Here is a 13,421-nt window from a genome sequence, read left to right on the forward strand (position 1 = left end):
ACTTTTTAAAAGGTTAATTATTTCATAGAATTGAATGAAGTTCTCTGCTTCCACCGGAAAGAATTTCAGAACCGTCTTTTGTAATTACAAAGTTTTCCTCAAGATTGAATACGCCCAAATCATTTATTAAGCCAGGCTCCAAATTAATAATCATTCCTTCTTGTAAAATCGTATCATCATAGATGGTAACAGATGGTGGCTCCGTACTCATTAGGCCCATTCCGTGTCCTAATCTACCGCAATCAAAATTAGCATTAATGCCTACCCGTTCCATCTCTTTAAAACAAGCTCTTGCCACATCTGCTACTGGAACACCCGGACGTATGTTTTCTGATGCACGCATTGTCACTTCATGTATTTTCTGTTGATATGTTTTCCTTTCCTCACTTACTACCCCAATAACACCTGTCCGACAAAAATCCGACCAGTATCCATTATATTTTGCTCCGATATCTAAAAAGATATAATCGCCATCAACTAAAATACGATCAGTAGCCGTTTTACTAATACGATCATAGTTCCCTTCTCCCGAGGCAAGTATCACAAATCCAGGAGAATCGGCGCCGCCCTCTAGCATGTACATTTGAACCATTCTAGAAATAGCTAACTCTGACATTCCTTCTTTAATATTGGCAAAAACTTTATCGTGAGCATAACTCGTTGCATCGCAAGCTTTTCTAATACAAGCAATCTCTTTAGACGATTTAATCAACCTTTGACTCCAAATTAAGTCAGATGCATCTTTAAATTTAACCATTGGAAGTTGTGCTTTTAACTCTTCATATAAATTTAGTTGGAAACCGATTAACTGCTCATAACCCATTTCCAAACCAACCGAACCGCTTCCCATTCCCAACTCGTCCATAATATTTCTTAGCTGTATCGCTGTCGGTCCCGTTAAGCTTTCAAACCCTTTAACTTCACATGCCTTCGTAATCTGCTTGGCATTAGGTATTTGAAAGTCATGAACATATAGCACTGGTTTACCTTTAAGAGGAATAAATAGAAATGTTGACCTCGTAAATGTCGCCCATGGTGCATGTGTATGAAAATTACTATAGTATGTTAAATTACTTTCAGCTGACAGAACAAGGCCATTAAAGCCTTGTTCTTCGAGTTTTCTTTGACACGAAATTACTCTTTCTGCAATATCTTCTTCTACAAAGTTAATATATGTCATTTTATTCTCACCCTTCAAACTTTATTAATCTATCTCTTGGCTCTTTGCATTACTCAAAAGACGTGCAAGCATTATAGCAAAGCCTCCAAAAAAACCGCCCAAAATTATAATCATCATTACAATTGCGTTAATCGTCATCAAAACTCCTCCAGTCAAACGGATTGGTGTATTACTCGGAATAATCGTTTTTAGGAATTTCAGGAAACCCACTTCCAGTAAAGTGTTTATCCTTTATAGAATCCGAAACTCTGTTATTAAAGATAATACTTATTAGAATCATTAGACCACCTTGTACGATTAAAGTACCCAAACTAAGTGCTGCAAAAGGATTCCACCATTGATCATCCCAACCTATCGATTGAATTGACCACCAAACGAACATAATAATTATTATTATAGGAGCAAAAAACTTAATTGAATACTCCCACCACTTACCAATCGGCATCCCTGAATATGGGTTATTAATAAATTCTTTTCGCACCCTAGAAACACCAAATTTATACAATGCGAAACAAGATAAAAATGCTCCGAATACCATCATTTGACCAACTACCCAATCTTGATTTGCTAAAAACTCCGGGTTCCATGCTGACGGGATTCCCCAAACAAGAAGAATTAGGTACGTCCATGTAATCGCTTTCTTCTTAGATATTCCTGAATCCGCCATAGGAAGTAATACAATCATAACGGATGCAATTACAGAAGAGAAAGCTGCTAATGCAAGACTTAAGAAAAACAGAATTCCTATAAAGTAACCACCTGGCATTTGCTCAAACAGACTTGTTAATGAAATAAATGTTAGTCCAAAATTATCTGTAGTATACATTTCTTTTGCTGCTTCGACATTTGGTGCAATAGCAAATATTGCAGGTAAAACAGCCATCCCAGCAAGAAGTGCTACCATTCCATCGCCAGCAACTTGCAGACTCGTCGTTAAGGACACATCTGATTTTGCCTTTGTAAAAACTGCTAGTGTAATTACTAACCCCCACCCTGCTCCAGCAGACCATACTGCCTGTGTTAAAGCCTCGAGCCAAATTTTAGAACCTAATAACAATGCTGGATCAAAAGAGAATAAATAGTTTAATCCCTCTGAAGAGCCAGGTAACATAATTGCGTAGATAGCAACAACTAATAGACTTATAAAGAGTATCGGTAAAAATATTTTCGATACTTTTTCAATTCCTTTTATACCTTTATATGCTATGTAACATGCCAAGGATATTAGCCCAATGTAAATTAAAACTGTAATATAATTACCACTAGAAACTGAATCGAAAAGTATAGCTTTATCAACATTTTCGTATCCTTTGGTTACTGATAAACCCAAATAGTAGACTACCCAACCTGTCAATACCGTATAGTAAGCATTCAAAGCGAACATTAAGATGACAACCAATGTTCCCATCCACGTATATTTCTTGCCGATAAAATCCTTAAATGCACCAGGCATTCCATGCCGAGTTGCCCGTCCCATTGAGTGCTCTCCTAGCATAATTGGTAAACATACTAGAATCATCATAATTGCCCAAGCAACAATAAACGTACCCCCACCATTTTGTGCAGCAATACGTGGGAACCTCCATATATTACCGAGCCCTACTGAACCTGCAATGAGTGTAATAACTAATCCTAACTGTGAAGAATAACCTGCAGCTGTCTTTTTCAAATGTAAGCCCCCTAGATTTTTATTCATTTAATGTTTGTAGTTCTATTCCACAGTTCACTTTGTTTACCCTAAGCGTATTCATTCAATTTTCTCAGATAGGATATATACCGTTCCAGACGACATTTCGGTAATGCTCTTCATCTGTATCACCTTCAGTATTTATCAATAAAACGTTAGAATTTTCATCAATACCGAGCTGTTTTTTTATTTCAACCATGTCTGCATTTGTTGCTAAGTAGTAAAGTAATCCCGTTGTAACGGCCCCGGACTCCCCTGATATGACAGCCGTATCTCCTTTTAGTGGATTTCCTAGTACTCTCATTCCTAAAGCAGCTATATTATCATCACATGAAAATGTGATATCAGCATACTGTTTTAATATTTTCCACGCAGTTGGACTTGGTTCACCGCAGGATAAACCAGCCATAATTGTATTCATTGCACCACCAACGGCATGTATCTCGTCATCCGACTCCTTAAATGATTGATAGTAACAGTTTGCTAAATGTGGCTCTGCGATAATGATTTTCGGACATTTCTCTTTATATTGTTCTACTAAAAAAGCGACCATTGCTGCTGCATAAGAACCTACCCCAGCTTGTAAAATTACATGTGTTGGTGGTTCAGTCGTATGCACACCCATTTGTTCCACTGCTTCTTTTAGCAATGAAGCGTAGCCTTGCATAATCCAATATGGGATTGTTTCATATCCCTCCCACGCTGTATCTTGCACTAATACCCATCCATTTTCTTCTGCCAACTTAGCAGTATAGCGAACAGTTTCGTCGTAATTAAAGTTTGTAAGTTCTGCCTCAGCGCCTTCATTACGTATCGCTTCTAATCTTCTCTGTGTGGATCCTTTCGGCATGTAAATTATCGCTTTATGTCCTAACTCCCTAGCAGCCCAAGCCAGTCCTCGTCCATGATTACCATCAGTAGTTGAGATAAAAGTAATTTCCCCTGTAATTGCTTTTATTTCAGGTGTTTTTAATTCGTCAAAAGAAAGTGTATCAATATCTCTACCAATCTTCTCAGAAATATATTTGGCTACGGAATAAATGCCCCCAAGTACTTTAAATGCATTTAAGCCAAATCTATACGACTCATCTTTCACAAATATCTCTTTAACACTTAAGTACTCAGATAGTTTAGTCAATCTCACTAATGGCGTTTCGTTATAATCACTATAGCTACGTTGAAATTGATATACTTTGTCAACTTCTTCACGTGTAAAACCCTCTAAAAGTTCATTTACTGAAGAATTTCCTTTCATCCTATTAAATTGCCATTCAACCGTTTTGTATTTTGAATTTTCCAATGCTCTATTCCTCCTCATTATTTGTAAGATATTAACTTTATCTTGCATTAATTTTATGGTCTTCTAAAAATGACTTGGCAGATTCTATGAGTATTTTTGTATTCATCATTACAGAGTCAAAATCCACCCATTCTACAGACTCATGAAGACCAAAACCAGATGCACCTATATTCACTGTTGGGATGCCTGCTTGATTGAAAATAGCGGCATCTGTCCAAACGCCCCAGCCTATTTTTTCAGGTTCAGCACCTAGCAAATTTTTATATGCATTCGTGACATGCCGAATGATTGGCTCATTTTGATCACATATCAAAGGCTCTCTTTGAAAATACCAATCAACTTTTGAACCTTTAGCAGCTAGTTGTACGACACTTTCGATTTCAGCTTTTACAGCATCGATATCTTCAGCAGGGAGTGTTCTTCTTTCAATGTGAATCTGACATTCTGGTGTATAAGTCGAAATTCCAAGCCCCCCATTAACAAGGCTTACGTGCATAGAAGCAGGCCCAACAAGTTTATCTTTTCTTTCTCTTAGAACATTTCTATCTAACTGATCCAAACCAACAAGTACCGGACCCATTTTCGTTATTGCACTTTCTCCTATATCCCATCTAGACCCATGCGCACCACGCCCTATCGTTGTAATGTTCCCCCATATAAACCCTCTATGAGCGACAACCATTTTCAAATCGCTAGGCTCTGTAAGAATACAAGCATCCGCTTTATGATTTAGTACAAAATGATCTGCCCCAATACTTCCATATTCCTCATCACAAACTAATGCCAAAATCACTTTTCCTTTTATCGTTCCTCCTGCAGCAAGCGAAGCAACAGTACTCATGATTGCTGCGATTCCGGCTTTCATATCGCAACTTCCCCGACCATAAACGCGATTCCCATCGACATTAGGTTCAAACGGATCAATCTCCATACCTTCAGTTCCTACAGTATCCAAGTGTGCACATAATCATAAGGTGGGACCATCTCCATCACCAACTTCTGCATATACATTAGGCCGACCAGGTTTTACATACTCTATTTCTGCATGGACATTATGTTCACACAACCATTGAACCGCGAATTCAGCTATTTTGACTTCGTTATGGCCTTCTTCTGGTGCAAGACTAGGATTCACGGATGGAATTTTAATTAAATTACGTAGTAAATCTAAAACACTCTCATTTGTAAGCGCTGCCACGGTATCCCAACTCCTTTACAATTTCATAATGACTGAACGGATACAATATATGAATTTCATCTAATCTAAATTGTTCCGAAACTTTGATGATAGTTAGTCTAAAGGCATCGCATCTTTGAGACAAACACTTATTCACTCTTGTCTTACAAGCCAAAATCACGCGATATCTATTAACTAAATATTAACCACATAGTTATTTCTGCAAAATCAATTTATTTAGTTGTTAGTAAGTAATATATCACATATCAAATACTAGTCAATAAAAATTTATATTTTAAATTAGTCAGACTCCATTTCCTTAAAAATTTAGCTGTAATCAAGAACGGGTTTTCATCATTACAAATTAAAAAAACCATCAATTCGCCCATAATACAAAAATAGTTCTATCAGGGCATGATGTGCACCCAAAAAGTTAGAGTTTCAATCTAACTTCTAGGAATCACATCAGCATTATCTCCTGATAGAACTATTTTATAATTTAATTACCTTATATCACGATAAATGCATGTAGGTTGATTCAATTACCCAACTTTTCAGTGCCTTCAATACAGTTCCCAATTATCACCTTAAACAATACACCGCTTGGTTTATCCATCAAAATGATATCGCCTTGATGCAATTCCGTTATTCGTTTTGCAATTGATAATCCCAGACCATGTTCACCATCCTCGCCTTTTGTAAAGGGCGTGAATAATTTAGCTTTTGTTTTAGGGTCAATTTGTTTGCCATCATTATAAAAATAGAGGACAATCTTTCCATCTTCCTTTACGCCATTTATTTCTATATATTGGTTAGCATATTTGTATTGATTATCTATCATGTTTTCCAATAAAATCTCTAATTTATACTTGTATCCAATAACCGATAATTGTTTAGCCATTTTCACATGTAGTAATTTACTAGTATCTTTCACTTTCATATGTTCGACGACATCTTCCACAAGTTCATCCACGTGGACAAGCATTATTTCTCCATCGCTATTCTCCACATTTTCTGCATTGGCCTTCGCGATAAACAATAAATCTTCAACTTTACGTTCAATGCGTGCGGCTTGATTTGTAATCGTCTCTAAAGTTGCTTCAATACTACCCTTAGGATAGATTTGATCTTTGGCAGACTCAGCATAGCTGTTAATAATCATAATCGGTGTTTTCAGTTCATGAGAAATATATTGAAGCATGGACTGTTGTGCCACTTCTTTTTCCTGCAAATTGCTTTTCATTTGCGTAAATGAGGTTGCCAACTCCTCTATATCTTTATCTTCGGTTTGCAACATAAGTTCAGTATTCCAATTATGATTTCCCGTTTGTTTGATGTATAACTTTAATTTCCGAATATCCGCATAAAGTTTATTCGTAATTGATCGCGTCAACAAAATAGAGAGTAAGAAAATGATGATTGTAAATGCCAGAAGCCAAGCAAGCATTTTAGGAAGAATTTCTTTGTAAATATCTTTCACTATGGAATACTTATATACTTTCTCACCATTTTCGTAATCCAACTCAATTTGATAAAGTAAATATTTCCCTTCTACCTCTTCCCTATACAACCTGCTTGCTTGATTTTGTAGAATTGCTTGATTCAGAATATGCTCCGCTGTTTCTTCACCATGAATGGCCTCCACGACATCGATACTATGGGCAGTGACGCCGAGAATCCACTCATTATATACGCCGCGCTCTGCATTTTTTTCATAAGTATACTCATCTATAATTCGATCTTCGAAGATTTTTCCAAAATAATAATAAGACCAGAAATAAACAATACCTACAGTTACTAAGATGATTAGCGTTATAAAGACAGAAATTAAAATCGATATTTTGGAAAAAAGCCAAGTCTGCGTCCTTTTCATAAATTACACCTATACCCAAAACCATATATCGTCTCAATCTGAAACGCCGGCAATTTACTTCGTATTCTTTTGATATAATTATCCACGACTCGTTCACTGCCAAAGTAATCCATTCCCCAGATTTGCTGTAGCAATTGATCCCTAGGAATGGCAGCAGCATTATGCTTAATAAAAAAATGAATTATATCAAACTCTCTGCTCGTTAAAATCAACTCATCCCCGTTCTCCCTAACGACCCTTTTTTCCGTATCCATTGTATAGGTGCTAAATCGAATAACGGTTTTCTCACTTTTACTTTCAGTGTTACTCAGTAGTTTTTTAACACGGAATACGAGTTCCGCAGGTAAAAATGGTTTTGCAATATAATCATCACACCCGATTTCAAAACCAATGACCCTATCAATGCTTTCCCCCCGGGCTGAAATTAAAATTACGGGAATTTGCGGGTTTAACCGCTTTACCTCTTTTAACAACTCAAATCCACTTCCATCTGGCAACATGATGTCTACTACCCAGCAATCTACGTCCATATCCAGTTTTGTCATTGCCTCTTTTAAGTTATTGCAAGACAAGACTTTCCAATTGTTATTTCGTAAATAAATAGAAAGTATTTGAAGCAAATCTATTTCATCTTCCACAAGACAAATTCTTTTCATGTAAACTTCTCCTTTTCGGATAGTTCTTAAAGTAAGTATACAATTCTTAAAAGTAGTTATTGCGGTTTATGCATACTTGACATAATTAAACACAATTCCATGACAATCGAATATTTCCTGGTGACCTCATGATCATAATACCCCTTTATCATAGAATATGAACTTGGATTTGGAACTACCGCTTATGTCGGTTGTAAGAAAACGCATACAAAACTAATTTTTAGGGGGGGTTCTCATGAAAGAGAAGAAGAAGTTTCAGTTACCTACTGCCTTTACAACATTGTTGTTTATTACATTTTTCATTGCATTTTTGACATTTATTATACCTGCGGGTGAGTATGACTTTAACGAAAATGGAACACCAATTGTTGGCACTTATGAGCAAGTCGAAAATAATCCTCAAGGTCTGTGGGATATTTTCTCCGCACCAATAAATGGATTCTTTAACGCGACTGAAATTATCATATTCGTACTCGTCCTAGGTGGTTGTCTTGGGATTGTGTTTGAAACAAAAGCAATTGATGCCGGTCTTTCCAAAGTAATCTTCTCGTTAAAAGGACGAGAAAAATTGATGATTCCAATTTTAATGACAATATGCGCAATAGGAGGATCAACGTATGGAATGGCGGAAGAAACGATTGCCTTTTACCCAATTATCGTACCAATTCTATTAATGGCTGGTTATGATGTTGTTACTGCGGTTATGGTAATTTTCCTTGGTGCCGGCGTTGGCGTTGCCGCAGGGATCACAAATCCATTTTCTGTTGGAATTGCGTCCAATTTAGCTGGCATTTCTATTGGAGAAGGAATTTTCCACCGGTTAATACTGTTCGGCTTGTTCCTAACTTTCGGAATTATTTTCGTCATGCGCTATGCTGCAAAAGTAAAACTTCATCCCGAAAAATCGATTGTATTTGATATAAAACATAAAGTTGAAGCACCATTTAGTAAAATTGACGCAAATGATATACCAGTACTTACTGGAAAAAGAAAAGCTGTATTAGCTGTTTTCGGCAGTATGTTTCTATTGATGATCCTTGCCCTAATCCCATGGAAAGATAAGTTCGGGATTACCTTTTTTAATACAATTCATGATGCCATACAGAATACACCATTCCTCGGTGTACTTGTTGGGAATTTAAAACCTCTTGGCGACTGGGGTTTCGGCGAACTAACTGTCATGTTCTTTATCGGCTCTATTATTATCGCTAAGATTTATTCCTATAAAGAAAACGATATGGTTCGCTTATTTATTAACGGTGCGAAGGATCTCTTAAGTGTTGCTTTGATTCTTGCTGTAGCAAAAGGGATTTCAGTAATTATGGCAGATGGACTCATTATCGGTACGATATTGAACTGGGGTGAACATTTATTGGCTGGGGTGAGCAGTACAGTTATCGCACCACTGGCTTATATCCTATATATACCATTAGCTTTTTTAATTCCATCATCATCAGGTCTCGCAACCGCAACAATTCCAATTCTTGCGCCACTTGCTGATTTTGCAGGTGTAGGCAGAGAGTATATCGTGACAGCAATGCAAGCAGGTTCTGAAACGATGAACTTCTTTTCACCTACCCAAGCTGTACTTGTCGGTGCACTTACACTAACCAACATTCCATATGAACGTTGGCTGAAGCATATCATTCCATTTGTTATCGGAATTATTTTAATCACAATCGTCGTATTAACTTTAGCAGTATTAATTTAATTAAATCTGGAGGGATTTTTATGAATAATATTACAATAATTGGAGCAGGAAACGGCGGTTTAACAGCATCCTATCATTTATCTAAAATAGGTCATAACATCTGCTTATTTGATTCACCTAAATTCGACACTCAAATAAAAGCTGTAAATGAGCTAGATGGGATTAAAGCATTGGCTGAAGATCACGGAGCGGAAATGATGTTCCCAGGATTTCAAAAAATCGAGAAAGCGACAACAAATATAAAAGAAGCAATGGACTTTGCTGAAGTCATTATCATGATTTGTCCATCATTTGCTCAAGAGATTTTCTTTGAACAAATGATTCCTCATCTGCGTGATGGACAAATAATACTTGTAATGCCGGGAAACTACGGCGGTTTAGTATTGAATAAAATGAAAAATGAATCAGAACAGAAAGATATCAATATTACTTTCGTAGATGCAATTAGTATTCCATGGGCAACTCGAATTGTTGAGCCTGGTGTCCTGACAATTATGGGAATAAAGGAATTCTTGTCAGTTAGTATTTTCCCAGAAAAGAACGCAACAGAAAAAGTGAAACAATTAATTGAGGAAACATTACCTGTTCCCGTGAAGTTCCTTGCAAATCCACTCGTTGCAGGATTGGAGAATATCAATTTCGGTGGTCATCCACTGCTTACGACACTAAATATGGGCCTCCTTGAAAACTTTGAAGGTGACTTCAATTATTACCGAGACTGTTGTAGTCCTGCAACTGCCAATGCTGCTGCAAAAATGGATAAGGAGCGTCTTGCTGTCGGAGAAGCATTCGGTCTTTCATTACAAACTGAGCTAGAAGCAATGAATGCATTGTACGGATCGAATTACGACTCTGTCTATGACTTCAACCGCGATTCTAAAACGCATGGTAAAATAAATAGCGCACCAAATAATTCAAAAAACCGCTATATCACAGAAGACGTTCCATATCTTCTTGTCCCATGCTTCGAACTTGCCAAAGCTGCTGGAATTAAAGTACCTATCGTCGAATCATGCATCCACATTGCTTCTGCTTATAATGACACCAACTATTTCGAAACAGGACGCACACTAGAAAAGATGGGGTTTGATGATGTGTCAAAAGAAGAGATTATTGCTTTTTTAAAATAAGAAGTAGGTATTGAAAAAGCTATCCAATTGGATAGCTTTTTAACATCGATTATTATCAATTACGCCTCGGCGTAATTTCGTTCAGATTTTTTCGAGCTTGCTTGAAAAGCTCCCTTAAAAAAATATGTGACATCTAACTGAATTTAATTAAAAATCAAAGTTATCCGGATCTGGACCTACTCTTTTATTTTCATTCATAGTATCGATTTTATTCATATCTTCTGCTGATAATTCAAAATCAAAAATATCCGCATTTTCAGCAATCCGATGTTCTTTTGTTGATTTGGGAATTGTGATGACTCCATTTTGTAAATCCCATCGCAGAATAATTTGCGCCACAGACTTAGCGTACTTATCCGCAACTTCTTGGAGCGTTCCGTTATTCAGTAATTCGCCTTGCATGAGCGGTGACCATGCTTCTAACTGGATATCGTGTTGTTGGCAAAATGCTAGTACATCTTTTTGTGTTAGACGTGGGTGGTATTCCACTTGGTTCACCATAGGTTTGATTTCAGCATATTTCAACAGATCTTCTAGATGATGAATTTGAAAGTTACTAACGCCGATTGCCTTTACTTTTCCTTCTTTATACAGTGTTTCCAATGCGCGCCATGCTTCTTTATACTTTCCAGTAACTGGCCAGTGAATTAGATATAAATCCAAATTATCTAAACCTAGTTTTGTTAAGCTCTCTTCATAAGCCGCAATAGTCGTTTCATAGCCCAACTCAGAATTCCACACTTTTGATGTGATAAATAACTCTTCTCTCGAAAGTCCGGTTTCCTCAATTGCTTCACGGATACCCTGTCCTACACCAACTTCATTTTTATAAATAGCGGCTGTATCAATGCTGCGGTACCCTTGTACAATTGAAGTCTTCACAGCGTTTACAAGTTCTTGACCCTCTTCAACTTTAAAGACACCAAGACCTAGCCAAGGCATTTTCTTACCGTTACTCAACGTTGCTGTAGACTGTAGATTTTCCATTAGTTTATATCCCCTATCCCTTAATCAAACAGAGTTTTTTTATAGATACCATTATTATTTAATATTACTATCGTTTCCCTATCCTTCTACGAATTAAATTTTTAAACTCACCTATTGCTAATCTACAGAATTCATGATAAATTTAGTAATAGAAAATTTCATTATAGGAATCATCATGTATAACCTCGATAATATGGTTCGAGGGTCTCTACCAGGAACCGTTAAATCCTGATTACAAAAGGAATTTTTGTAATTGGGATTTTTCTATGTCAAAAATGGGTCTAGAACCCTTTCAGGAGGAGATATTTTGGATTTTCGTATCTTATTATTAGCCATTTCGACCATTACCGTAGGATTGGTAGAGTTGGTCGTAGGAGGTATTTTACCAGTGATTGCGGATGATTTACAGGTCTCAATTGCATCAGCCGGACAACTTATTACGGTTTTCGCACTAGTATATGCAGTATCTGGACCAGTTTTGCTAACATTGACTGCAAAGATGGAGCGTAAAAAGTTATATTTGATTTCTTTATCTGTATTCTTCATTGGTACAGTCTTCACTTATTTCAGTTCAACTTTCGCACTAATGATGGCAGCGAGAGTTTTAACTGCTGCTAGTGCAGCTTTGGTAATCGTTCTTTCCTTAACAATTACCGCTCGCATCGCAAAACCGGCTCATCGAGCGAAAGCTTTAGGTTATATTTATATGGGACTTAGTTCATCACTTGTACTCGGTGTTCCCCTTGGAATTATCGTCACCAACGCATTTGGCTGGCGCTCAGTCTTTTTAGGAATTGGGATCTTAACTATTGGTTCCATTGTGTTAATCGCAAAGTTTCTAGGAAAAATTCCAACCGGAGAAGTGCTTTCTATCTCTGCACAATTAAAAGCCTTGACCAATAAAAAGATTTTCTTTGCTCATTTAGCGACGACATTCATGTTGGCAGGACACTATACAGTTTATGCTTATTTCACTCCTTTTCTGGAGACGACGATGCAGCTTAGCCCTTACTGGATTAGTATTTGTTACTTCTTATTTGGATTAGCTGCAGTTAGCGGAGGGGCTTTCGGGGGCGGACTTGCTACGCGCATTGGCCCTAAAAAAAGTATTTTATTTATTTTAGGAGCCTTCGCGGTAAGTTTGTTTATTCTTCCCTTCACCACTTTCTCACTTCCAATTTTCTTGATTGGCATGATGATATGGGGCGCACTAAGCTGGAGTCTTGCACCTGCACAACAGGAATATATTATTCAAAGTGATCCAGTTTCATCGGATATTCACCAAAGCTTTAACAATTCTGCTTTGCAAGTCGGCATTGCACTAGGCTCTGGTGTCGGCGGAATAGTCTTTAGTCAAACAGGTAACGTGATGAATATGCCTCCAGTTGGTGGAGCGGTTGTATTAATCGCCTTTATTTGTGCAGCTATTTCACTTTCTATAGCTGTTAAAAAAGTAGATTCTGGGAGCAAAAATAATTTACTTTTTAGTAATCAATAAAGTGAAAAAAGGGCTTATAATTTAATCGTTTGGTAACAAATATTTCTTTATTAAAATAAGTAAAAAAGACAACTCTTTCATAATAGAATGAGTTGTCTTTTTTCATGTTGAAGTCACTAATAAATAGTATGAATACTATACTACCAAAGAGTACTATGATTGTTAAATTTATCTCTAAAAGCTATAGTTTCGTAAAGTATTTTTCATAAAAAATTGCGCTTG

General features: G+C 36.9%; 11 protein-coding genes and 1 riboswitch. Of the genes, 3 read left to right on the plus strand and 8 right to left on the minus strand.

Annotation, left to right across the window (positions count from 1 at the left end; genetic code table 11):
* Positions 1-22: 22 nt before the first annotated feature.
* From AC3RV6_RS14385 to AC3RV6_RS14415, 7 genes are all read right to left on the minus strand, one after another.
* Entirely contained in the window at positions 23-1,180 is a 1,158-nt protein-coding gene (locus tag AC3RV6_RS14385; protein WP_489746684.1) for a M24 family metallopeptidase, read from the minus strand.
* 169 nt (positions 1,181-1,349) lie between these two features.
* Complete coding sequence (locus AC3RV6_RS14390; protein ID WP_489746685.1) at positions 1,350-2,849, minus strand: sodium-dependent transporter; 1,500 nt, start codon at positions 2,847-2,849, stop codon at positions 1,350-1,352.
* Positions 2,850-2,940: 91 nt separating this feature from the next.
* On the minus strand, positions 2,941-4,167 hold the full coding sequence (gene dpaL / locus AC3RV6_RS14395) for a diaminopropionate ammonia-lyase (protein WP_489746686.1): 1,227 nt from the start codon (positions 4,165-4,167) through the stop codon (positions 2,941-2,943).
* A 37-nt stretch (positions 4,168-4,204) separates the two neighbouring features.
* Positions 4,205-5,122, minus strand: coding sequence for a M20/M25/M40 family metallo-hydrolase (locus AC3RV6_RS14400; protein ID WP_489746687.1), 918 nt, complete (start codon positions 5,120-5,122; stop codon positions 4,205-4,207).
* Positions 5,123-5,134: 12 nt separating this feature from the next.
* Positions 5,135-5,365 (minus strand): hypothetical protein, encoded by a 231-nt coding sequence (locus AC3RV6_RS14405; RefSeq protein WP_489746688.1) that lies wholly within the window; start codon positions 5,363-5,365, stop codon positions 5,135-5,137.
* Positions 5,366-5,882: 517 nt separating this feature from the next.
* Complete coding sequence (locus tag AC3RV6_RS14410; protein WP_489746689.1) at positions 5,883-7,217, minus strand: sensor histidine kinase; 1,335 nt, start codon at positions 7,215-7,217, stop codon at positions 5,883-5,885.
* On the minus strand, positions 7,214-7,873 hold the full coding sequence (locus AC3RV6_RS14415) for a response regulator transcription factor (protein WP_489746690.1): 660 nt from the start codon (positions 7,871-7,873) through the stop codon (positions 7,214-7,216). The genes AC3RV6_RS14410 and AC3RV6_RS14415 overlap by 4 nt, the downstream gene beginning before the upstream one ends.
* A 235-nt stretch (positions 7,874-8,108) precedes the next feature.
* Between AC3RV6_RS14415 and AC3RV6_RS14420 the strand changes: the two genes are divergently transcribed.
* Both AC3RV6_RS14420 and AC3RV6_RS14425 read left to right on the plus strand, forming a co-directional pair.
* Positions 8,109-9,584 carry a YfcC family protein gene (locus AC3RV6_RS14420; RefSeq protein WP_489746691.1) on the plus strand — a complete coding sequence of 492 codons (1,476 nt, stop codon included), beginning with the start codon at positions 8,109-8,111 and terminating at the stop codon, positions 9,582-9,584.
* A 20-nt stretch (positions 9,585-9,604) separates the two neighbouring features.
* On the plus strand, positions 9,605-10,714 hold the full coding sequence (locus AC3RV6_RS14425) for an NAD/NADP octopine/nopaline dehydrogenase family protein (protein ID WP_489746692.1): 1,110 nt from the start codon (positions 9,605-9,607) through the stop codon (positions 10,712-10,714).
* A gap of 147 nt (positions 10,715-10,861) precedes the next feature.
* Here AC3RV6_RS14425 and AC3RV6_RS14430 read toward each other — a convergent pair whose 3' ends face one another.
* Entirely contained in the window at positions 10,862-11,701 is an 840-nt protein-coding gene (locus tag AC3RV6_RS14430; RefSeq protein WP_489746693.1) for an aldo/keto reductase, read from the minus strand.
* A gap of 155 nt (positions 11,702-11,856) precedes the next feature.
* Positions 11,857-11,956: riboswitch (purine riboswitch) on the plus strand.
* 52 nt (positions 11,957-12,008) lie between these two features.
* On the opposite strand from AC3RV6_RS14430, the gene AC3RV6_RS14435 reads away from it, so the two are divergent.
* Positions 12,009-13,199 carry an MFS transporter gene (locus tag AC3RV6_RS14435; RefSeq protein WP_489746694.1) on the plus strand — a complete coding sequence of 397 codons (1,191 nt, stop codon included), beginning with the start codon at positions 12,009-12,011 and terminating at the stop codon, positions 13,197-13,199.
* Positions 13,200-13,421: the final 222 nt, after the last annotated feature.

The organism is Sporosarcina sp. So3-204, assembly GCF_058068165.1.